This window comes from Arthrobacter sp. SLBN-100, assembly GCF_006715305.1.
Lineage (GTDB): Bacteria > Actinomycetota > Actinomycetes > Actinomycetales > Micrococcaceae > Arthrobacter.
The window spans coordinates 2,674,496-2,698,286 of record NZ_VFMY01000001.1 but is presented as its reverse complement, the minus strand read 5'-3'; the positions used below and the strand labels follow the sequence as shown (position 1 = coordinate 2,698,286).

Below are 23,791 nucleotides of genomic sequence, written 5' to 3'. Positions count from 1 at the left end.
AAGTTTGAAAAGTTGCTCCGGAGCGATCCTGAACGTTGGTTTGGGTGGTGCCGGGTGTGTCTGTTGTTTGAGAACTCAATAGTGTGCCAAGTTTGTTGATACCAATTGTTTTATTGATTGGTTGTTTTGGCTGGATCCTTCCGCCCCTGTGGTGGGGTCTGGTTTTTACAGCTGGTTTCAAATTTTGTGCAGCTTTTTGGTCCCGTTTTCCCGGGGCTGGGGGTTGTGTCTGTTTTACTTCAACGGAGAGTTTGATCCTGGCTCAGGATGAACGCTGGCGGCGTGCTTAACACATGCAAGTCGAACGATGATCCGGTGCTTGCACCGGGGATTAGTGGCGAACGGGTGAGTAACACGTGAGTAACCTGCCCTTAACTCTGGGATAAGCCTGGGAAACTGGGTCTAATACCGGATATGACTGACTGCCGCATGGTGGTTGGTGGAAAGCTTTATTGTGGTTTTGGATGGACTCGCGGCCTATCAGCTTGTTGGTGAGGTAATGGCTCACCAAGGCGACGACGGGTAGCCGGCCTGAGAGGGTGACCGGCCACACTGGGACTGAGACACGGCCCAGACTCCTACGGGAGGCAGCAGTGGGGAATATTGCACAATGGGCGCAAGCCTGATGCAGCGACGCCGCGTGAGGGATGACGGCCTTCGGGTTGTAAACCTCTTTCAGTAGGGAAGAAGCGAAAGTGACGGTACCTGCAGAAGAAGCGCCGGCTAACTACGTGCCAGCAGCCGCGGTAATACGTAGGGCGCAAGCGTTATCCGGAATTATTGGGCGTAAAGAGCTCGTAGGCGGTTTGTCGCGTCTGCCGTGAAAGTCCGGGGCTCAACTCCGGATCTGCGGTGGGTACGGGCAGACTAGAGTGATGTAGGGGAGACTGGAATTCCTGGTGTAGCGGTGAAATGCGCAGATATCAGGAGGAACACCGATGGCGAAGGCAGGTCTCTGGGCATTAACTGACGCTGAGGAGCGAAAGCATGGGGAGCGAACAGGATTAGATACCCTGGTAGTCCATGCCGTAAACGTTGGGCACTAGGTGTGGGGGACATTCCACGTTTTCCGCGCCGTAGCTAACGCATTAAGTGCCCCGCCTGGGGAGTACGGCCGCAAGGCTAAAACTCAAAGGAATTGACGGGGGCCCGCACAAGCGGCGGAGCATGCGGATTAATTCGATGCAACGCGAAGAACCTTACCAAGGCTTGACATGAACCGGTAAGACCTGGAAACAGGTCCCCCGCTTGCGGTCGGTTTACAGGTGGTGCATGGTTGTCGTCAGCTCGTGTCGTGAGATGTTGGGTTAAGTCCCGCAACGAGCGCAACCCTCGTTCTATGTTGCCAGCACGTGATGGTGGGGACTCATAGGAGACTGCCGGGGTCAACTCGGAGGAAGGTGGGGACGACGTCAAATCATCATGCCCCTTATGTCTTGGGCTTCACGCATGCTACAATGGCCGGTACAAAGGGTTGCGATACTGTGAGGTGGAGCTAATCCCAAAAAGCCGGTCTCAGTTCGGATTGGGGTCTGCAACTCGACCCCATGAAGTCGGAGTCGCTAGTAATCGCAGATCAGCAACGCTGCGGTGAATACGTTCCCGGGCCTTGTACACACCGCCCGTCAAGTCACGAAAGTTGGTAACACCCGAAGCCGGTGGCCTAACCCCTTGTGGGAGGGAGCTGTCGAAGGTGGGACTGGCGATTGGGACTAAGTCGTAACAAGGTAGCCGTACCGGAAGGTGCGGCTGGATCACCTCCTTTCTAAGGAGCACCTACAGGCCGCCGTTTCCATGTATGTGGGGGCGTGGGGTTTGTCAGGAGTAAAGGCCCGTTGCGCAGACGATTGTTCTGCGGCGGGTGCTCAAGGGTGGAATATCAACAAATAGCGGCTGCTTGTGTTTCTTTCTTGTCTAGTACGGATGCTTTGGTGTCCTGGAACGGCGGGGTTGGGGTGTGGGTGGTTTAGTGTTTGGCACACTGTTGGGTCCTGAGGCAACAGGACCGGGGTTGACCGTGGCTTTTGGCTGCGGTGGTTTCCGGGTTTGTTTGTTTCTGGTTTCCTGGCTGCACCGGGCATGCATGTAGATGTGTGGGGTGTGTGGTTTGGGGTTGTTGTTTGAGAACTACATAGTGGACGCGAGCATCTTTTATAAGAAGCAATTTCCAAGAATATGAACCTGGATCTGTCCGTGGTTGGCTGTGCCTTTCGGGGTGTGGCTGGTTTCGGTCCGGTTCCATGGTTTTCTCGAAAATTAGTTTTTGATCTTTTGTGGTCAAGTTTTTAAGAGCACACGGTGGATGCCTTGGCATTAGGAGCCGAAGAAGGACGTAGGAATCTGCGATAAGCCTGGGGGAGTCGATAACCGGACTGTGATCCCAGGGTGTCCGAATGGGGAAACCCCGCCAGGGGCGCGAGCTGCCTGGTGACCCGCATCTGAACACATAGGGTGCGTGGAGGGAACGCGGGGAAGTGAAACATCTCAGTACCCGCAGGAAGAGAAAACAATAGTGATTCCGTTAGTAGTGGCGAGCGAACGCGGATCAGGCTAAACCGTTCCATGTGTGATAGCCGGCGGGCGTTGCATGGTCGGGGTTGTGGGACTTTCCGTTTCAGTTCTGCCGGACTGGAAGGGTGTGATGTGCAGGCATAGGTGAACGGTCTTGAAAGGCCGGCCAGAGAGGGTGTGAGCCCCGTAACCGTAATGTTGTGTACCGCCCGGATGAGTATCCCAAGTAGCACGGGGCCCGAGAAATCCCGTGTGAATCTGTCAGGACCACCTGATAAGCCTAAATACTCCCTAATGACCGATAGCGGACCAGTACCGTGAGGGAAAGGTGAAAAGTACCCCGGGAGGGGAGTGAAACAGTACCTGAAACCGTGTGCTTACAATCCGTCGGAGCAGCCTTGTAGTTGTGACGGCGTGCCTTTTGAAGAATGAGCCTGCGAGTTAGTGTTACGTCGCGAGGTTAACCCGTGTGGGGAAGCCGTAGCGAAAGCGAGTCTGAATAGGGCGTTGCAGTGGCGTGATCTAGACCCGAAGCGAAGTGATCTACCCATGGCCAGGTTGAAGCGACGGTAAGACGTCGTGGAGGACCGAACCCACTTCAGTTGAAAATGGAGGGGATGAGCTGTGGGTAGGGGTGAAAGGCCAATCAAACTTCGTGATAGCTGGTTCTCCCCGAAATGCATTTAGGTGCAGCGTTGCGTGTTTCTTGCTGGAGGTAGAGCTACTGGATGGCTAATGGGCCCTACAAGGTTACTGACGTCAGCCAAACTCCGAATGCCGGTAAGTGAGAGCGCAGCAGTGAGACTGTGGGGGATAAGCTTCATAGTCGAGAGGGAAACAGCCCAGACCACCAACTAAGGCCCCTAAGCGTGTGCTAAGTGGGAAAGGATGTGGAGTTGCTCAGACAACCAGGAGGTTGGCTTAGAAGCAGCCATCCTTAAAAGAGTGCGTAATAGCTCACTGGTCAAGTGATTCCGCGCCGACAATGTAGCGGGGCTCAAGTACACCGCCGAAGTTGTGGCATTCAGATTTTTGCTAAGCCCTTGTGGTTCAGGCGTCTGGATGGGTAGGGGAGCGTCGTGTGGGCAGTGAAGTCGCGGTGTAAACCAGCGGTGGAGCCTACACGAGTGAGAATGCAGGCATGAGTAGCGAAAGACGGGTGAGAAACCCGTCCGCCGAATGATCAAGGGTTCCAGGGTCAAGCTAATCTGCCCTGGGTAAGTCGGGACCTAAGGCGAGGCCGACAGGCGTAGTCGATGGACAACGGGTTGATATTCCCGTACCGGCGAAAAACCGCCCATGCTGAACAGGGGATACTAACTGCCCGAAACCTGCCCGATCACCCTTGTGGTGTGAGGGTTTTGGTGGAGCGCAGGACCTGATCCTGGGAGGCAAGCGTATTAACAGGTGTGACGCAGGAAGGTAGCCGAGCCGGGCGATGGTTGTCCCGGTCTAAGGATGTAGGGCGAACGGTAGGCAAATCCGCTGTTCATGATGCCTGAGATCTGATGGGACCCCCGTTTGGGGGGATTTGGTGATCCTATGCTGCCGAGAAAAGCATCGACGCGAGGTTTTAGCCGCCCGTACCCCAAACCGACACAGGTGATCAGGTAGAGAATACTAAGGCGATCGAGAGAATTATGGTTAAGGAACTCGGCAAAATGCCCCCGTAACTTCGGGAGAAGGGGGGCCCCAACCTTGATGGACACTAGCTGTCCGGAGGGGATCGGGGCCGCAGAGACCAGGGGGAAGCGACTGTTTACTAAAAACACAGGTCCGTGCGAAGTCGCAAGACGATGTATACGGACTGACTCCTGCCCGGTGCTGGAAGGTTAAGAGGACCGGTTAGCCTCACGGCGAAGCTGAGAATTTAAGCCCCAGTAAACGGCGGTGGTAACTATAACCATCCTAAGGTAGCGAAATTCCTTGTCGGGTAAGTTCCGACCTGCACGAATGGAGTAACGACTTCCCCGCTGTCTCAACCATAAACTCGGCGAAATTGCAGTACGAGTAAAGATGCTCGTTACGCGCAGCAGGACGGAAAGACCCCGAGACCTTTACTATAGTTTGGTATTGGTGTTCGGAGTGGCTTGTGTAGGATAGGTGGGAGACGTTGAAGCCCGGACGCCAGTTCGGGTGGAGTCATCGTTGAAATACCACTCTGGTCACTTTGGACATCTAACTTCGGCCCGTAATCCGGGTCAGGGACAGTGCCTGATGGGTAGTTTAACTGGGGCGGTTGCCTCCTAAAAAGTAACGGAGGCGCCCAAAGGTTCCCTCAGCCTGGTTGGCAATCAGGTGTCGAGTGTAAGTGCACAAGGGAGCTTGACTGTGAGAGAGACATCTCGAGCAGGGACGAAAGTCGGGACTAGTGATCCGGCGGTACATTGTGGAATGGCCGTCGCTCAACGGATAAAAGGTACCTCGGGGATAACAGGCTGATCTTGCCCAAGAGTCCATATCGACGGCATGGTTTGGCACCTCGATGTCGGCTCGTCGCATCCTGGGGCTGGAGTAGGTCCCAAGGGTTGGGCTGTTCGCCCATTAAAGCGGTACGCGAGCTGGGTTTAGAACGTCGTGAGACAGTTCGGTCCCTATCCGCTGCGCGCGCAGGAAATTTGAGAAGGGCTGTCCTTAGTACGAGAGGACCGGGACGGACGAACCTCTGGTGTGTCAGTTGTACTGCCAAGTGCACCGCTGATTAGCTACGTTCGGATGGGATAACCGCTGAAAGCATCTAAGCGGGAAGCTCGCTTCGAGATGAGATTTCCATACACCTTGTGTGTGAGAGGCCCCCAGCCAGACCACTGGGTTGATAGGCCGGATGTGGAAGCGAGGACTAACGACTCGTGAAGCTGACCGGTACTAATAGGCCGATAACTTACACCACACACCATTGGCGTGAACGGATTCAAAAGACGTTCACACCAGCTGATGGTAAAAAGAAACAAGACTGCTTGCGTCCACTATGTGGTTCCCAAACAACAAACCAAACCTGGTTTCGTTGCTGAGGGAACATAATTGAATAACAACACCACTACTGCATTCATTGCAGAACATGTTGTAACCACAGTTTTCCCACACCACCCCCCCGGGGTGTGTGGCGGGTACAAGGGTTACGGCGGTCATAGCGTGGGGGAAACGCCCGGTCCCATTCCGAACCCGGAAGCTAAGACCCACAGCGCCGATGGTACTGCACCCGGGAGGGTGTGGGAGAGTAGGTCACCGCCGGACAACCATTAAACGGTCGAGGCCCCAACCAGCACCTGGTTGGGGCCTCCCGCATTTAAACAACCAAGGCCAACCCTCAGCGCCGTCGGTCAAGGTGACCGTCCATTCGCTGCTGCACGCCTTCATTATGGGCACGCGATCCACCACCGCCTCTGGCTGACAATGCCCTCGTCAGCTGGCCGGGTCGTACTGGAACTGCCGAACCTGTTGCGAGCAGCGGCAGGCGAGGGCGGTCTTCGCTGCCCACTCGAGTGCCGCCTCCCGTGAAGGCAACTCGAGAACGGTGTAGCCCCCATTGGGCATCTTGTGGCCTGGGTACGTGCCTTCGGTGACGGTACCGTCGCTGGCCACGAGCACCGGGTCATGTCTTCATCGATCCCGCCACCGAAGACGTATACGCCCGCCGACTTGGCCTCATCGATGACGGCATGCGCGGCTTCGACCACCGCCTCGAAGTCCTCTTGGGGGAACGCCATGGCCTCACTCGGAAACGAGATCAGGTACTTGGTCATTCGGGGGCTCCTCTCCGGCAGCGCCATCCGTCGGCTCATCTCTGTGCACGCTCTGGTGCCCAGCCCGATTATGGCTCCGGCGCGCGACACGTAGTCAAGGTCGAGAGTCGCGACCGCTTTCGCATGTTCTGATTGACCACGTTCTGTACTCTCGACGAGCTGGGTGTGGATGTCACCCGCAGCGGCTGGAGCCCGATCGTGAGGTGCTGGCGTGCGCCTTGGTCGCGGTCAAGGATCCCTTCCACGGACTGAGCCGGAAGCCCCTCTTACTGCCGGCAGCCATGTACCACGAGCCCGAGACACGAGGGAGGGCAGTCGCGGTACGGCAGGGGACGGAGTGATGGCACGAGTAACCGCCAGACGACCTGCGGCCAGACCCAGCCATCACCGATTCGGGCCTTCCGCATTCAGGCATCCACGCTTTGGATCCCGGATGCTGTCGACGACGCTCAGGAGTTCCACACAACAGCCACGGCTCTTAGAGCACACAACCTACTTCATGCCCATCCAGGCGCTACAACTCCCGCTCATGTGTCCGCGCTGAAGGGCTGCATTTGACCGGGAAGGCGGCCTGCTGCAGAAGCTGACCAAGCCGATGATGGAGTCCGTGCTGGAGGGCGACGGCGGTAATTCCGGTAACGGCCGGCGGTCCAAGATGGTGCTGACCGAGGCCGGGCTGGTGGAGATCTCGCTGCCCAGAGACCGCGACGCGTTCGAGCCGCGGAAAGTGGCCTGACGCACGGTGAGGTGTTGGCGTACCTGGCAGAGGTTTATGGCGCGCCGAGGTTTCCAAACAGTCCATCTCCGCGATCAATGATCGGGTGCTGGAGCGGATGGGCGAATGGCAGAACCGCACACTTGATCCGGTGCACCCGATGATCTTCATCGACTGCGTAAGCGTGAAGAGCGGCGACGACCAGGTCGCGAACCGCCCGATCTACCTTGCTTGGCCGTCACGGTGGACGGGACTCGGGATCCTCGGACTGTGGGCTGGCGAGCACGGCGACGGCGAGGTCGCGAAGTACTGGCTGCGGGTGCTGACCGAGATCAAGAACCGCGGCGTGGCCGACTGCTGCATCATGGTCTGAGACGGGCTCAAGGGCCTGCCGGATGCAGTCGGTGCGGTACGGCCGCAGGCCATCGCGCCGACATGCATCGTTCACCTGCTGCCCGGCAGCTTCCGCTATGCCTCGTTCACCTGCTGCCCGACAGCTTCCGCTATGCCTCGTTCACCTGCTGCCCGACAGCTTCCGCTATGCCTCGAGGAAGGACTGGTCGCAGATCGCCAAGGACCTCAAACCGGTATACACCGCGCCGGGGGAGGCAGCCGAAGTGCATCTACCTTGCGATCCTGAGCCTGGACTCCACCGGTAAGGGCCGAAGACGCTGGTGCAACCGCTGGAAGGCCCGCCGAACGCCTGCGAGTTCAGCTTCGATGGACGCCTGTCCGTCAGCGGGAACTAGAACAAGAAACAACCCGCTTGACCGAACAATTGGCAGACCCGGGGGCAGGCGCTGTGGCGCGGGAGTTGTGAGTGCTGGTAGATGTGACCGGGTCCATAGTCGCCGGCTTTGGGTTATCGGTGGAAAAGTAGGGCCGTTTGCCTGAAAGTTCCCCGGGTTGGAGGGCTTTTTGGGGGTGTGGGGGTGGGGTTGGGGTTGATTTGCGGGGTGGGCTGTGGGGGTGTATTGTTTTCTGAGTCGCCGCCGCTGATGCGGAAAGTTTGCGGCCAACCCCCCTTCTTCAAATGGCCTGGAAATGGTTCGCTTTTGGGCGTGCCGGTTCGGGTGGGGGCTGATTGTTGGAAGCTGGTAATTGCGGAAACGCTGATTTGCAAAGCTTCCGGTGGTCGGGTAAGTTTGAAAAGTTGCTCCGGAGCGATCCTGAACGTTGGTTTGGGTGGTGCCGGGTGTGTCTGTTGTTTGAGAACTCAATAGTGTGCCAAGTTTGTTGATACCAATTGTTTTATTGATTGGTTGTTTTGGCTGGATCCTTCCGCCCCTGTGGTGGGGTCTGGTTTTTACAGCTGGTTTCAAATTTTGTGCAGCTTTTTGGTCCCGTTTTCCCGGGGCTGGGGGTTGTGTCTGTTTTACTTCAACGGAGAGTTTGATCCTGGCTCAGGATGAACGCTGGCGGCGTGCTTAACACATGCAAGTCGAACGATGATCCGGTGCTTGCACCGGGGATTAGTGGCGAACGGGTGAGTAACACGTGAGTAACCTGCCCTTAACTCTGGGATAAGCCTGGGAAACTGGGTCTAATACCGGATATGACTGACTGCCGCATGGTGGTTGGTGGAAAGCTTTATTGTGGTTTTGGATGGACTCGCGGCCTATCAGCTTGTTGGTGAGGTAATGGCTCACCAAGGCGACGACGGGTAGCCGGCCTGAGAGGGTGACCGGCCACACTGGGACTGAGACACGGCCCAGACTCCTACGGGAGGCAGCAGTGGGGAATATTGCACAATGGGCGCAAGCCTGATGCAGCGACGCCGCGTGAGGGATGACGGCCTTCGGGTTGTAAACCTCTTTCAGTAGGGAAGAAGCGAAAGTGACGGTACCTGCAGAAGAAGCGCCGGCTAACTACGTGCCAGCAGCCGCGGTAATACGTAGGGCGCAAGCGTTATCCGGAATTATTGGGCGTAAAGAGCTCGTAGGCGGTTTGTCGCGTCTGCCGTGAAAGTCCGGGGCTCAACTCCGGATCTGCGGTGGGTACGGGCAGACTAGAGTGATGTAGGGGAGACTGGAATTCCTGGTGTAGCGGTGAAATGCGCAGATATCAGGAGGAACACCGATGGCGAAGGCAGGTCTCTGGGCATTAACTGACGCTGAGGAGCGAAAGCATGGGGAGCGAACAGGATTAGATACCCTGGTAGTCCATGCCGTAAACGTTGGGCACTAGGTGTGGGGGACATTCCACGTTTTCCGCGCCGTAGCTAACGCATTAAGTGCCCCGCCTGGGGAGTACGGCCGCAAGGCTAAAACTCAAAGGAATTGACGGGGGCCCGCACAAGCGGCGGAGCATGCGGATTAATTCGATGCAACGCGAAGAACCTTACCAAGGCTTGACATGAACCGGTAAGACCTGGAAACAGGTCCCCCGCTTGCGGTCGGTTTACAGGTGGTGCATGGTTGTCGTCAGCTCGTGTCGTGAGATGTTGGGTTAAGTCCCGCAACGAGCGCAACCCTCGTTCTATGTTGCCAGCACGTGATGGTGGGGACTCATAGGAGACTGCCGGGGTCAACTCGGAGGAAGGTGGGGACGACGTCAAATCATCATGCCCCTTATGTCTTGGGCTTCACGCATGCTACAATGGCCGGTACAAAGGGTTGCGATACTGTGAGGTGGAGCTAATCCCAAAAAGCCGGTCTCAGTTCGGATTGGGGTCTGCAACTCGACCCCATGAAGTCGGAGTCGCTAGTAATCGCAGATCAGCAACGCTGCGGTGAATACGTTCCCGGGCCTTGTACACACCGCCCGTCAAGTCACGAAAGTTGGTAACACCCGAAGCCGGTGGCCTAACCCCTTGTGGGAGGGAGCTGTCGAAGGTGGGACTGGCGATTGGGACTAAGTCGTAACAAGGTAGCCGTACCGGAAGGTGCGGCTGGATCACCTCCTTTCTAAGGAGCACCTACAAGCCACCGTTTCCATGTATGTGGGGGCGTGGGGTTTGTCAGGAGTAAAGGCCCGTTGCGCAGACGATTGTTCTGCGGCGGGTGCTCAAGGGTGGAATATCAACAAATAGCGGCTGCTTGTGTTTCTTTCTTGTCTAGTACGGATGCTTTGGTGTCCTGGAACGGCGGGGTTGGGGTGTGGGTGGTTTAGTGTTTGGCACACTGTTGGGTCCTGAGGCAACAGGACCGGGGTTGACCGTGGCTTTTGGCTGCGGTGGTTTCCGGGTTTGTTTGTTTCTGGTTTCCTGGCTGCACCGGGCATGCATGTAGATGTGTGGGGTGTGTGGTTTGGGGTTGTTGTTTGAGAACTACATAGTGGACGCGAGCATCTTTTATAAGAAGCAATTTCCAAGAATATGAACCTGGATCTGTCCGTGGTTGGCTGTGCCTTTCGGGGTGTGGCTGGTTTCGGTCCGGTTCCATGGTTTTCTCGAAAATTAGTTTTTGATCTTTTGTGGTCAAGTTTTTAAGAGCACACGGTGGATGCCTTGGCATTAGGAGCCGAAGAAGGACGTAGGAATCTGCGATAAGCCTGGGGGAGTCGATAACCGGACTGTGATCCCAGGGTGTCCGAATGGGGAAACCCCGCCAGGGGCGCGAGCTGCCTGGTGACCCGCATCTGAACACATAGGGTGCGTGGAGGGAACGCGGGGAAGTGAAACATCTCAGTACCCGCAGGAAGAGAAAACAATAGTGATTCCGTTAGTAGTGGCGAGCGAACGCGGATCAGGCTAAACCGTTCCATGTGTGATAGCCGGCGGGCGTTGCATGGTCGGGGTTGTGGGACTTTCCGTTTCAGTTCTGCCGGACTGGAAGGGTGTGATGTGCAGGCATAGGTGAACGGTCTTGAAAGGCCGGCCAGAGAGGGTGTGAGCCCCGTAACCGTAATGTTGTGTACCGCCCGGATGAGTATCCCAAGTAGCACGGGGCCCGAGAAATCCCGTGTGAATCTGTCAGGACCACCTGATAAGCCTAAATACTCCCTAATGACCGATAGCGGACCAGTACCGTGAGGGAAAGGTGAAAAGTACCCCGGGAGGGGAGTGAAACAGTACCTGAAACCGTGTGCTTACAATCCGTCGGAGCAGCCTTGTAGTTGTGACGGCGTGCCTTTTGAAGAATGAGCCTGCGAGTTAGTGTTACGTCGCGAGGTTAACCCGTGTGGGGAAGCCGTAGCGAAAGCGAGTCTGAATAGGGCGTTGCAGTGGCGTGATCTAGACCCGAAGCGAAGTGATCTACCCATGGCCAGGTTGAAGCGACGGTAAGACGTCGTGGAGGACCGAACCCACTTCAGTTGAAAATGGAGGGGATGAGCTGTGGGTAGGGGTGAAAGGCCAATCAAACTTCGTGATAGCTGGTTCTCCCCGAAATGCATTTAGGTGCAGCGTTGCGTGTTTCTTGCTGGAGGTAGAGCTACTGGATGGCTAATGGGCCCTACAAGGTTACTGACGTCAGCCAAACTCCGAATGCCGGTAAGTGAGAGCGCAGCAGTGAGACTGTGGGGGATAAGCTTCATAGTCGAGAGGGAAACAGCCCAGACCACCAACTAAGGCCCCTAAGCGTGTGCTAAGTGGGAAAGGATGTGGAGTTGCTCAGACAACCAGGAGGTTGGCTTAGAAGCAGCCATCCTTAAAAGAGTGCGTAATAGCTCACTGGTCAAGTGATTCCGCGCCGACAATGTAGCGGGGCTCAAGTACACCGCCGAAGTTGTGGCATTCAGATTTTTGCTAAGCCCTTGTGGTTCAGGCGTCTGGATGGGTAGGGGAGCGTCGTGTGGGCAGTGAAGTCGCGGTGTAAACCAGCGGTGGAGCCTACACGAGTGAGAATGCAGGCATGAGTAGCGAAAGACGGGTGAGAAACCCGTCCGCCGAATGATCAAGGGTTCCAGGGTCAAGCTAATCTGCCCTGGGTAAGTCGGGACCTAAGGCGAGGCCGACAGGCGTAGTCGATGGACAACGGGTTGATATTCCCGTACCGGCGAAAAACCGCCCATGCTGAACAGGGGATACTAACTGCCCGAAACCTGCCCGATCACCCTTGTGGTGTGAGGGTTTTGGTGGAGCGCAGGACCTGATCCTGGGAGGCAAGCGTATTAACAGGTGTGACGCAGGAAGGTAGCCGAGCCGGGCGATGGTTGTCCCGGTCTAAGGATGTAGGGCGAACGGTAGGCAAATCCGCTGTTCATGATGCCTGAGATCTGATGGGACCCCCGTTTGGGGGGATTTGGTGATCCTATGCTGCCGAGAAAAGCATCGACGCGAGGTTTTAGCCGCCCGTACCCCAAACCGACACAGGTGATCAGGTAGAGAATACTAAGGCGATCGAGAGAATTATGGTTAAGGAACTCGGCAAAATGCCCCCGTAACTTCGGGAGAAGGGGGGCCCCAACCTTGATGGACACTAGCTGTCCGGAGGGGATCGGGGCCGCAGAGACCAGGGGGAAGCGACTGTTTACTAAAAACACAGGTCCGTGCGAAGTCGCAAGACGATGTATACGGACTGACTCCTGCCCGGTGCTGGAAGGTTAAGAGGACCGGTTAGCCTCACGGCGAAGCTGAGAATTTAAGCCCCAGTAAACGGCGGTGGTAACTATAACCATCCTAAGGTAGCGAAATTCCTTGTCGGGTAAGTTCCGACCTGCACGAATGGAGTAACGACTTCCCCGCTGTCTCAACCATAAACTCGGCGAAATTGCAGTACGAGTAAAGATGCTCGTTACGCGCAGCAGGACGGAAAGACCCCGAGACCTTTACTATAGTTTGGTATTGGTGTTCGGAGTGGCTTGTGTAGGATAGGTGGGAGACGTTGAAGCCCGGACGCCAGTTCGGGTGGAGTCATCGTTGAAATACCACTCTGGTCACTTTGGACATCTAACTTCGGCCCGTAATCCGGGTCAGGGACAGTGCCTGATGGGTAGTTTAACTGGGGCGGTTGCCTCCTAAAAAGTAACGGAGGCGCCCAAAGGTTCCCTCAGCCTGGTTGGCAATCAGGTGTCGAGTGTAAGTGCACAAGGGAGCTTGACTGTGAGAGAGACATCTCGAGCAGGGACGAAAGTCGGGACTAGTGATCCGGCGGTACATTGTGGAATGGCCGTCGCTCAACGGATAAAAGGTACCTCGGGGATAACAGGCTGATCTTGCCCAAGAGTCCATATCGACGGCATGGTTTGGCACCTCGATGTCGGCTCGTCGCATCCTGGGGCTGGAGTAGGTCCCAAGGGTTGGGCTGTTCGCCCATTAAAGCGGTACGCGAGCTGGGTTTAGAACGTCGTGAGACAGTTCGGTCCCTATCCGCTGCGCGCGCAGGAAATTTGAGAAGGGCTGTCCTTAGTACGAGAGGACCGGGACGGACGAACCTCTGGTGTGTCAGTTGTACTGCCAAGTGCACCGCTGATTAGCTACGTTCGGATGGGATAACCGCTGAAAGCATCTAAGCGGGAAGCTCGCTTCGAGATGAGATTTCCATACACCTTGTGTGTGAGAGGCCCCCAGCCAGACCACTGGGTTGATAGGCCGGATGTGGAAGCGAGGACTAACGACTCGTGAAGCTGACCGGTACTAATAGGCCGATAACTTACACCACACACCATTGGCGTGAACGGATTCAAAAGACGTTCACACCAGCTGATGGTAAAAAGAAACAAGACTGCTTGCGTCCACTATGTGGTTCCCAAACAACAAACCAAATGTTGTTCAGGGAACATAATTGAATAACAACACCACCACTGCATTCATTGCAGAACATGTTGTAACCACAGTTTTCCCACACCACCCCGCACGGGGTGTGTGGCGGGTACAAGGGTTACGGCGGTCATAGCGTGGGGGAAACGCCCGGTCCCATTCCGAACCCGGAAGCTAAGACCCACAGCGCCGATGGTACTGCACCCGGGAGGGTGTGGGAGAGTAGGTCACCGCCGGACAACCATTAAACGGTCGAGGCCCCAACCAGCACCTGGTTGGGGCCTCCCGCATTTAAACAACCAAGGCCAACCCGGGTGAACCCAAAACGCGCCCTCCCACGGCAGCACCGCCGTCGTTCTGCCTTACTGCCAGAGCGACCCGCGATAAGCCGCAGGACCTGATCGGGCGTTGGAAGAAAAGCCGCAGGATGTGATGGAGCGTCGCCGGAGGGGCGGCAGGACGTGATGAGGTGTCGCCGGGAAGGGGCCCCCGGAAGTGCGGCAAAGGCACGCCTTTGCCGCCGGGGCGGGCTGGAAATCCCTAATAATCTGGTGATTAACCTCAAAAAGTCGCGGAAACACGCGGAATTTGCGGACCTGAAGGGCCCAAGCTGGTAAGTTTTCGAACAGTGGCTTGTACGCATGCCGCGTGCAGGCTCCAGAATCATGACCGTCCAGGAGGACATAAATGGCTAAGAACCGTAGTGAACTTGTTGCAGAGGTAGCGGGCAAGGCCGGCACCAGCCAGGCAGCCGTCAACTCCGTCCTCGACGCACTGTTCGAGGTTTTCGAGACTTCTGTCGCCGCGGGCGAGAAGATCACCATCCCCGGCTGGCTCGCCGTCGAGCGCACCGACCGTGCAGCACGCACCGGCCGCAACCCGCAGACGGGTGAGACCATCCAGATCGCCGCGGGCCACAGCGTCAAGCTGACCGCCGGCTCCAAGCTGAAGGCCGCTGTCTCCAACAAGAAGTAAAGCTTCTTCATCCGGGTATCAGAACCGGCATGGACAAGGGGCGGCAACCATGTGGTTGCCGCCCCTTTGGCTTTTAAGCCGATTCGCGGCCCGGGCACTGGTGACGGACAATGGATAGGTGCCTTCCGCCGCAAACCCCCAATCCACAACAACCCCGCCAACTTCCGGCAAGGGAGTGCAGGGGCAGGGCAGCGGTGCCGTGGGCGTCTCAAGCGCATGGCAGCTGGCAGGCCTGGGCGCACTCTTCCTGGCCCTTGCGGCAGCGCTCCTTTTCTCCGGTGCAGCCGCCGCCCGTGAGGTCTCGGACCCCGGCGCCCTGGTCCGCTGGGGCCTGCCCGTCACCAAGGCCATCCACAACATCTCTGTGGCCACGGTCATCGGCGGCCTCATCTTCGCGGTAGGCATCCTCCCGAAGCGCCTCGCCCGCCACAACAGGCGCCAGGAGGGGGACGGCGCAGAGGAGCCAGAGCATCCGGCCTTCACCCGCGCACTGTCCGTCGCAGCGGCGGCGGGTGCCGCATGGACCCTGTCCGCCATCGCCGTCCTGGTGCTGACCTATTCTGATGTCGCGGGACAGTCGATCTCCGGCGACGCCCAGTTCACGCAGGCCCTGGTCTACTTCATGACGGACATCGAGACGGGCCGTGCCTGGCTCGCCGTCACCATCATTGCCGCCGTGGTAACCACAGCCCTGTTCGGCGTCAGGTCCCTGGGCGGGCTGGCCCTGACCCTGGTCCTGGCCCTCATCGGCCTGGTGCCGACGGCCCTGATCGGACACTCATCAAGCTCCTCCGACCACGAGGGAGCCATCAACTCCCTTGGCCTGCACCTGGTAGGCGTCAGCACCTGGGTGGGCGGCATCATCATTCTGGCGCTCCTGTCCGGGATCCTCACCGGGCCCAGAGCCGGCGCTTCAACAGACATCACGGAAGCCACGCTCCGCAGGTTCTCGGCACTGGCGGGCTTCGCCTTCGTGCTGGTCTTCGCCTCAGGCATCATCAACGCGAGCATCCGGATCACCAACTGGGGCGACCTTGTTGGTTCCCCTTACGGCCAGCTGATCCTGGCCAAGTCCGCCGCCACCCTGGTGCTGGGCGGGATCGGCTTGATGCACCGGCAGTGGGTCATCCCTCAGCTGGGCGCCCAGGGTTCCACCATGTCCTCGCGGCGGGTCCTGTGGCAGCTGGTCCTGGCTGAATTCCTGGTGATGGGAGCCACGTCAGGGGTGGCCGTAGCCCTGGGCAGGTCGGCACCGCCCCAACCCACCACGTTTGCCCCGGACGCTTCGCCCGCCTTCATCCTCAGCGGCTATGAACTCCCGCCGGAGCTGACCCCCGCGCGCTGGCTCACAGAGTGGCGTCTGGACTGGCTGTGGATCGCCGTGGCGCTGTTCGGGCTGGTGTCCTACTTCCTCGGTGTCGCGCGGATCTACCGCCGCGGAGACAAATGGCAGTGGTTCCGGTCCGTGAACTGGGTGATCGGCCTGCTGGTGCTCACCTACATCACGTCCGGGCCGCCGTCGGTCTATGGCCGCGTACTGTTCTCCGCGCACATGGTGGACCACATGGCGCTGACCATGGTGGCGCCTATCTTCCTGGTCCTCGGGGCGCCGGTGACGCTTGCCCTGCGTGCATTGCCTCCGCGGGGAGACGGTTCGCGCGGCCCGCGCGAGTGGCTGCTGGTATTTGTACACTCAAAGTTCTCCCAGGTCGTTACCCATCCGATCTTCGCCGCAGCCAACTTTGCCGGCTCGATCGTGCTGTTCTACTACTCGGACCTGTTCGGGTTCGCCATGCGGGAGCACGTGGGGCACGAACTGATGATCCTGCACTTCATGCTCACGGGATACATCTTCATCCTGAGCATGATCGGCACCGACCCGCTGCCGCGCCGTGCGCCGTACCCCATGCGGCTGCTGCTGCTCCTGGCCACCATGGGCTTCCACGCCTTCTTCGGGGTGGCCATCATGGGCGGCACCAACCTCCTGGCCGCCGACTACTTCGGCAACCTGGGCCGTGCCTGGGGCCAGTCCGCGCTGCTGGACCAGCAGACCGGCGGTGCTGTTGCCTGGGGCATCGGCGAGGTGCCTACGCTCCTGGTGGCCATCGGCGTGGCCATCATGTGGTCCCGGTCGGACCAACGAGAGACCAAACGGGTTGACCGGGCGGCGGACAGGAATAACGACGCCGATCTCACCGCTTACAACGATATGTTTGCCAAATTGGCTGAACGCGACGCCAGGCTGGCCGAACGAAACAAGCTGGAAGGACGCTGATGAGCGAAACAGTACGCACCCACCTCCGGGTCCGAGCCTCCGAACTGGTGGGCCGTAACTGGTTGAACACCGGCGGCAAATCGCTGGACCTCGAAGCCCTCCGCGGCAAGATTGTCCTCCTGGACTTCTGGACCTTCTGCTGCATCAACTGCCTGCACGTCCTGGACGAACTGCGGCCGCTGGAGGAACAGTACTCCGACGTCCTGGTCACCGTGGGCGTCCACTCGCCCAAGTTCGAGCACGAGGCGGATCCGCTGGCGCTGGCCGCCGCCGTGGAGCGCTACGAGATCCACCACCCGGTCCTGGACGATCCGGAATTGGACACGTGGAAGGCCTATACGGCCCGCGCCTGGCCCACCCTGGTGGTCATTGACCCCGAGGGCTACATCGTGGCGCACCTCTCCGGCGAAGGCCACGCGGACGGGCTCGCGGTACTGATCCCCGAGCTCATTGCGGAACACGAAGCCAAGGGCACGCTGCACCGCGGCTCCGGCCCCTACGTGGCGCCCGAGCCCACCTCCGGCACGCTGCGCTTCCCCGGCAAGGCGCTCTTCCTCCCCGCCGGGCGCGGTTCAGCATCACAGGGAGAAAGCGACGGCGGCAGTGCGGCAGGTGCCGCAGCGTCGGGTTCAGCGACACCTGGTTCCTGGCTGGTCACCGATACCGGCCACCACCGCCTGGTGGAACTGGGCACGGACTTCCAGACTGTCCTGGCAACCTACGGCTCCGGCACCAAGGGGTACGTTGACGGCCCCGCGGCCGGTGACGACGCCGACGCCCGGTTCAACGAGCCCCAGGGCCTGGTCCTGCTGCCGGAAGACGTGGCCGCCAAGGCGGGCTACGACGTCGTGATTGCCGACTCGGTCAACCACCGGCTCCGCGGTCTTTCGCTCACGGACGGCAAGGCCTCCACCGTGGCCGGCAACGGCGTGCAGCGCCTGCTGGAAACCGGACCGGCGCGGGTTGATGAGGACGCTGCCGGATTCACCGGCCGCTTGAGCGAACACCCGCTGGAGGTCTCCCTGAGCTCTCCGTGGGACCTCGTATGGTCCAGGAAGCTCAACGCCGTGGTGGTGGCCATGGCCGGCACGCACCAGATCTTCAGCTTTGACCCGCTGACCGGTGCCGTAGCCATTGTTGCCGGCAACGGACTGGAGGGCCTGCTGGACGGGCCCGCGCATGAGGCATGGTTCGCCCAGTCCTCCGGCCTGGCTGAAGATGCCGACGGCAACATCTGGGTCGCGGACTCCGAAACGTCTGCCCTGCGCAAGCTGGTCCTTGACGACGACGGCACGGTCACCGTGGAAACCGCCGTGGGCAAGGGCCTGTTCGACTTCGGCTTCCGGGACGGCCCCGCGGCCGAAGCGCGGCTCCAGCACCCCCTGGGCGTGACCGTTTTGCCCGATGGTTCCGTGGCAATCGCCGACACCTACAACGGTGCCGTCCGCCGCTACGACCCCTCCAGCGGCACTGTCTCTACCTTGGCGCGCGGGCTGCTCGAGCCCTCGGACGTGATCGTGGACCACACCCAGTCGGCGGGTTCCGAGCCGCTGCTGGTGGTGGTGGAAGCCAACCAGCACCAGCTCGTGTACGTGCCCATCCCCAAGGAAGCCCAGCAGGTGGACGAGGGCGCGTCCCAGACCCACCGGCCCAAGAGCCCGGTTGCGCCCGGCCCCCTGGAGCTGACCGTTCGTTTCACAGCCCCCACCGGGCAGAAACTGGATGACCGCTGGGGTGATCCCACCCAGCTGAAGATCTCCTCCACGCCGCCCGAGCTGCTGGTGTCCGGCGGCGGAACCTCGGTGGGCCTCCTGCGCACCCTTGAGCTGTCCTCCGACGTGCCCGAAGGCGTCCTGCACATCACCGCCCGCGCCGCAGCATGCGACGGCCCGGAAACCGAGGACGGCGAGATTCCGGACCACGCCGCCTGCCACCTGTACCAGCAGGACTGGGGTATCCCGGTGCTGCTGCAGGCCGACGGCGATACCGAGCTGGTGCTGGACCTGCGCGGCATGGACTGACCTGCCGGTCCCGGTGCTGAAGTGGCCCGGCTTTCCAGCCCCAGGGCGGAAACCGGGCCACTTTTATTTGGTGTTCCTCCCCAAAAGCGGGCCAGAGTGGGCTCCACCTTGTCCACATAGCGCCGCTCAAGGCTGCCGCCAGGCCTGGAGGGCAGACATTGTGGCCTGATGGACCCAATGGAAATCCTTCAATCAGCCGGGGGAGTATTGCTTCGGCGGGACCTGCTGGCGGCAGGTGTTACGGATACGGGCCTTCGCCGGGCGGTCCGCAGCGGCCAGGTGCTGCGACTGGAGCGAGGACTTTTGGCCGTGGCGGACGCAAATGCTGAACAGGTGGCAGCAGGACGCGCCCGCGGTCTCCTCACGTGCGTGTCCGCCGCTCCTGCATACGGCCTATGGCAGCTCCGACCCCCTGCCAGGCCCCACTACTGGCAAAACAACGGCCGGAGTACCGTCCGGTGTGTCAGCCACCGTACTGACCTGACCCAGCCGCCCCGGCATCGGACGCTGGCAGCCCTTCCCGATGTGCTGCTTCATGCCCTTCTCTGCCTGCCGGAACTCGAGTCACTGGTGATGGTGGAGTGCGCCTACAACCGCGGAGACGTCGATCTGCCGTATCTACTGCGCCACCTTGACGGAAGCCGATGCGGCAAGGCGCGAAAGGTGGTGTCCAAGATTGAACACGGCGCAGACTCCCTCCTTGAGAGCCTGGCGCGAGTACTTTTTAGGGACGCCGGCATTCATACAGAGACCCAAGTCTGGATCGACGGTATTGGGCGTGTGGACTTCCTCTTGGAGGGATTCCTCATTGTGGAGATCGACGGGCTCGCCTTCCACCTCGAGGCACGGCAGTTCAAGAAGGACCGGCGCAGGGACAACTCGGCAATTCTGCAGGGGCTGCCCGTGCTCAGGTTCTTCTACGACGACGTGGTCCATGCGCCCGAATCCGTCCTGGCGCAGGTCCGGGAAGTTCTTGCCCGGGGTTCTTTGCGGTGGCCGCAACCACACCAGCCCGGTTTTCGACGCAACTGGGCCCACGAGGGCTGGTAAACCTGCAGGCGGGCAACCAAAACTGGGCCGGTGTGGCGTGACGCGGCTACCTAGAAGCTCAGGAGCGGCGTGACCTTGATGGCGTCCCCGGAGACATCCAGCCGGGTGGTGAAGCTGAAGTCCACCTCTTCGTCCAGCGGATACCAGGCTCCTGTGAACAGGTTCTGCTGAAGGGCCTCCACCTTGGCCTTGCCGTCCAGCGGTGCCACCACCCAGCGCCCGTCGAACGGTTCGATGGAGACGTTGGGGTATTCCGCGACGGACCACTTGATGCTGCCGTCCTGGACCCGGTTGTTGCTGGCGTAGTAGAAGGGGCAGTCCGGCTGGAGCTTCTGCTCCTTGACCGCCTGGGCAGCGCAATCGTCCAGGAATTCTTTGACCTTCGCCGCGACGTCTTTCTTCAGGTCGTCGGTGGCCTGGGTCAGCAGGTTGAGCGGGGCCACCGGGGCGTCGCGGGCAGTAACCGTGGCGCGGGTGGCGGGAGCAGAGAAGTACTCACCATTCACAGTGGCCTCGTACTCGCCGGGATAGAAGACCGCAAACGAGTTCCGGCCGTTGGGCATGTTCACGTCCACGCCGTTGACAGTGGCCTCCCTGGAATTGACCACCGAGACGTCAACAGTAGGCAGCCGGGACGGGACAAAGGCCCAGGTATTGAAGAAGATCCACTCGGTTCCCGTTTTCTGCAGCTGGAAGTCCGTGCGGAGGCGGCTGCCGTCGATGGTGTATTCCATGGGCACCATCACCTGGCCGCCCGGGCGTTCCTCGGCCTCGCCGATGTTCACATTGGCAATGCGGGAAGCGGCGGTCTGCAGCGCCGTGCCGTCCAGCATGGCGGCGTTGCTGGGCGGCACCGTGGCCCGCAGGAGCCCCAGCGCCTTGCCCCCGTCACCGCTTTGCAGGGCGTCCAGATACTCACGCACCGGCTGCTGCGGGCTGGCCACAGTTTGGTTCACCAAGTTCACGGCAACGACGGCAGCGGCCACGGCAAGCATGAGGCCCAGCAGCCATCCGGCTGCTATCCTCACCAACGCTTGACTCATCTGCACTATCAATACGTTACCTGCAGGGCGCCCGACGGCGGCAGTTGAGCCAGCAGCATGCGGTACTTGCCAGCGGCGGCGGCGCCGGGACGACGTGCCGAAAACGTCCCGCAGGAGCTCGCGTCCCAGCTGGTTCCGATGGACCTGGCCAGCTCAGCCCCGGCTCTCCCCTCGTGCCCGGGCCCACATTCAGTTCTGTGGGTGTCCTGTAAGTCCCTTGGTGAACGCGAGGAACTTCAGCGTCTCCGGGTCGGCGTCCAGGTCGAACTGCGGCTGGTAGCCGGTGGTGAGATACAGGTGCTTCGCTTCGGGCTGGCGCGGGCCGGTGGTGAGGTAGAGCCGGGTGTAGCCGCGGTCAACCGCCAAGGCTTCCAGCTCGGCCAGCACCAGCCTGGCCAGGCCGCGGCGGCGGTGGGCCGAGTGGGTCCAGATCCGCTTCAGCTCAGCCGTGGCCGCGTCGTACCGCCGGAAGGCTCCGCCGGCGATGGATTCACCGTTTTCCTGGATTACCAGCAGCGCCCCGCCGGGTCCCTCGAACTCATCAGCGGGGTAGCGGTTCAGTTCCTCAGCCGCCGCCTTTCGGCCGAACAGGTCCCCATAGCGGGTGTCATACTCGACGGCGAGTTCATCCAGCAGGGGCCGGACCCGGGGATCGTGCATGGGGAGGCTAAGGACCGTCAGGCCGGCCGGATCGAACGGTTGGCGCACGGTATCCAGAGGCCGGCGTGCAGTGTCTAAAGGCTGGGGCCTGAGGTCAGGTTCTGCAGTCACGGTTCAGTTCTTTCCGACGGCGGCTGGTTCTGTGGACAGTGTGGCGGACTGTTGTGCGGGGACGCCACGGGCGCTGTTGAGGATGCTCCGGGCCAGGGCATCATTCTCACGGAAGGGCGCAGCATTGGTCCCCGGCCGGGCGAACGCGCCGGCGCCCCAGCCGGAGGTCCCCGGGCCGACGCCGAAGATCCCGGGCTGCGGCACTCCTTCGGCGTTCACGAGCTGGTGCCCGGCCGAGATCAGGAGTTTGCCCGTGGAATGGATCCCATCCGCGGTCAGCAGCTGCTGCTCAGCGCCCAGGCCCGTCTTATGCAGTGACCCAAGCAGCGGGTTCAGCGACCGCGCCACCGTGGGCGACGGCAGGCGCGCTTCGATCAGGGCCTTCGCTGCCACGGACGTACCGGAGCGCGGCGAGCTGCCGTGGAACAGGCCCGTGGACTCGTCCGTGGTCACCTCAAGATCCGGGCCGAGGAAGTGCAGCAGCCCGGCGCGGTGCAGGGCCAGCATTTGGCGCAGGCGGTGGGGCGGCGGCCCGGAGTCCACAAAGCTGAAGAACCCATGCCACCAGCCGTGGACCGTCTGCTGCGACCTGGCATTGAGGCGCTCCGGCGGGACCACACGGCCCACTTCCATATAAACGTGGAGCAGGGCGAGGAACAGGGCCAGCGTCTCGGGATGGTCTGGGCTGTCCCGGAGGGCAAGATCGTGCTCGATGTACCCAACCACAGCATCCTGCACCTCCTCATGGCCGGCAAAGCGATGCCCGGCGAAGGGGCGGTCAAGCCGCTCGAGATCAAGGTGCAGGCCGGCGTCCGGAACGGCAGCGGCCACGAGTTCCTCCCGGGCGGGGCTGTACCAGTCCAGGCCGGAGTAGCGGGCGGCGAATTCGTCCCAGCCCATGGCGGCCCGGGGGGAGCTCCCGGTCAGCAGCTCACGGTAGTAGCCGTACCCGGCCTCCTTGGCGATCAGCGGCCACAGGTCCCGGCGGAAATCCAGTTCTCCGTGCCGCGCCAGCAGGGCATCCACGGCGGCCCCGGTAAAGAACCGCAGCGGCCCCGGCGCCTCGCCCCGCAGCGTTGCTGAAATTTTCGAGTGGTAGGGCACTCCCCGGCGCGACCCTGCCCACAGCCTTGGTTCCCTGCCCGACGGAAGGTAGCGAAGCCCGCCGTCGGGCGTTTCAACGAACCGCCCGCCGCGGCCTTCCATCAGGAGGACCAGCAGGTCAACGAAGGCCAAGCCCATGCCGGTCACGATAACGTCCTGGCCGGGGGCGATGGGTGAGTAGTCGACGTCGGTGGTGTAGCTCGGTGCCGCATGGTACCCGCCGTGCCGTCCGGCGAAGTCGGTCCAGGCGGCAGAGGAGGCATCCGGACGGGAGTCAGTGTGGCCCAGGGCAGTGACGACGACGTCGGCCCGCAGGGTCCGGCTGTTAGCCAGCTCCACGAGGTATGCGGAAGGGCTGCCGGCGGGACCGGCCGTGGAAGCAACATCAGCCGCAGGCCTAATGGCCAGCGCCGTGGTCCGGTGGACCGTGACGGCGGGCCCCAGGGACCTGGCTGCCCGCCGGAAGAACCACTCCAGGTACTGGCTTTGCAGCTGGCGGCTGGGGAAGGTGGTGCCGGTGAGCGAACGGAGCTGTTCGTGCAGGGCGCGGGGAAAGTCCGGGACGTCCGTGATGGACCCGTCCATCACGCCCGCTGCCCATTCGGCCAGGCTCGGACCTTGGCTGGCCGGGCCCTCGCAGGCCACCGAAGGATCGGTGAACATGGTGATGTCCGCTGCCATGGAATTGAGCAGGAGGCCAGGGTGCTGGTCGTAGCGCCAGATGCGGCCCGAGCCCGGAACGTGCGGCTCAACCACGTGGATCTCCAGCGGCCGGCCGAACAGCCCGGGACGGTTGGCGGCAATCCGCTCGAGCACTCCGGCCGTGCGGGGTCCGCCGCCGATGAAGACGACGGCCGGGATGTTCGCTGGCATGGGTGCTCCTGGTAGCGGCGGAAGGGGCGGCTGGAGTGCCCATGCTAGGCAGCGGTTCCGACGGCGGTCG

The 23,791-nt window shown here is 60.6% G+C and carries 9 protein-coding genes, 6 rRNA genes and 1 pseudogene; 12 read left to right on the top strand and 4 right to left on the bottom strand.

Annotation, left to right across the window (positions count from 1 at the left end):
- Positions 1-239 precede the first annotated feature (239 nt).
- The 3 genes from FBY31_RS12510 to rrf (FBY31_RS12500) all read left to right on the top strand — a co-directional run bounded on the left by FBY31_RS12510 (position 240) and on the right by rrf (FBY31_RS12500) (position 5,745).
- Positions 240-1,765: ribosomal RNA gene (locus FBY31_RS12510) — 16S ribosomal RNA — on the top strand.
- 510 nt (positions 1,766-2,275) lie between these two features.
- Positions 2,276-5,401, top strand: a 23S ribosomal RNA gene (locus tag FBY31_RS12505).
- A 227-nt stretch (positions 5,402-5,628) separates the two neighbouring features.
- A 5S ribosomal RNA gene (rrf, locus tag FBY31_RS12500) occupies positions 5,629-5,745 on the top strand.
- Together the 16S, 23S and 5S rRNA genes form the textbook arrangement of a ribosomal RNA operon.
- Positions 5,746-5,913: 168 nt before the next feature.
- Here rrf (FBY31_RS12500) and FBY31_RS23350 read toward each other — a convergent pair.
- Positions 5,914-6,254, bottom strand: a pseudogene (locus tag FBY31_RS23350) (YciI family protein).
- Between the two features lie 595 nt (positions 6,255-6,849).
- On the opposite strand from FBY31_RS23350, the gene FBY31_RS23045 reads away from it, so the two are divergent.
- From FBY31_RS23045 to FBY31_RS12455, 9 genes are all read left to right on the top strand, one after another.
- Positions 6,850-6,990, top strand: a complete 141-nt coding sequence (locus FBY31_RS23045) for a transposase (protein WP_200833365.1) — start codon at positions 6,850-6,852, stop codon at positions 6,988-6,990.
- A 97-nt stretch (positions 6,991-7,087) separates the two neighbouring features.
- Positions 7,088-7,342: a transposase gene (locus FBY31_RS23040; RefSeq protein WP_235013040.1), complete on the top strand. Its 255-nt coding sequence runs from the start codon at positions 7,088-7,090 to the stop codon at positions 7,340-7,342.
- 1,007 nt (positions 7,343-8,349) lie between these two features.
- Positions 8,350-9,875 (top strand): 16S ribosomal RNA (locus tag FBY31_RS12485).
- Positions 9,876-10,385: 510 nt separating this feature from the next.
- Positions 10,386-13,511, top strand: a 23S ribosomal RNA gene (locus tag FBY31_RS12480).
- 220 nt (positions 13,512-13,731) lie between these two features.
- Positions 13,732-13,848, top strand: a 5S ribosomal RNA gene (gene rrf, locus FBY31_RS12475).
- A gap of 448 nt (positions 13,849-14,296) precedes the next feature.
- On the top strand, positions 14,297-14,584 hold the full coding sequence (locus FBY31_RS12470; RefSeq protein WP_009358243.1) for an HU family DNA-binding protein: 288 nt from the start codon (positions 14,297-14,299) through the stop codon (positions 14,582-14,584).
- A gap of 118 nt (positions 14,585-14,702) precedes the next feature.
- The gene (locus tag FBY31_RS12465) at positions 14,703-16,859 is read left to right on the top strand and encodes a cytochrome c oxidase assembly protein (RefSeq protein ID WP_442858176.1); all 2,157 of its coding nucleotides are present in this window, start codon (positions 14,703-14,705) and stop codon (positions 16,857-16,859) included.
- Positions 16,859-18,880 carry an NHL domain-containing thioredoxin family protein gene (locus tag FBY31_RS12460; RefSeq protein WP_142041298.1) on the top strand — a complete coding sequence of 674 codons (2,022 nt, stop codon included), beginning with the start codon at positions 16,859-16,861 and terminating at the stop codon, positions 18,878-18,880. The genes FBY31_RS12465 and FBY31_RS12460 overlap by 1 nt, the downstream gene beginning before the upstream one ends.
- 168 nt (positions 18,881-19,048) lie before the next feature.
- On the top strand, positions 19,049-19,930 hold the full coding sequence (locus tag FBY31_RS12455) for a type IV toxin-antitoxin system AbiEi family antitoxin domain-containing protein (protein WP_142041295.1): 882 nt from the start codon (positions 19,049-19,051) through the stop codon (positions 19,928-19,930).
- A gap of 50 nt (positions 19,931-19,980) precedes the next feature.
- Here the strand turns inward: FBY31_RS12455 and FBY31_RS12450 are convergent, their stop codons facing one another.
- The 3 genes from FBY31_RS12450 to FBY31_RS12440 form a co-directional block, all read right to left on the bottom strand.
- Positions 19,981-20,973, bottom strand: a complete 993-nt coding sequence (locus tag FBY31_RS12450; protein ID WP_200833452.1) for a hypothetical protein — start codon at positions 20,971-20,973, stop codon at positions 19,981-19,983.
- A gap of 189 nt (positions 20,974-21,162) precedes the next feature.
- Positions 21,163-21,744, bottom strand: a complete 582-nt coding sequence (locus FBY31_RS12445) for a GNAT family N-acetyltransferase (RefSeq protein ID WP_442858175.1) — start codon at positions 21,742-21,744, stop codon at positions 21,163-21,165.
- 3 nt (positions 21,745-21,747) lie between these two features.
- Complete coding sequence (locus tag FBY31_RS12440) at positions 21,748-23,721, bottom strand: FAD/NAD(P)-binding protein (RefSeq protein ID WP_142041289.1); 1,974 nt, start codon at positions 23,719-23,721, stop codon at positions 21,748-21,750.
- Positions 23,722-23,791 lie beyond the last annotated feature (70 nt).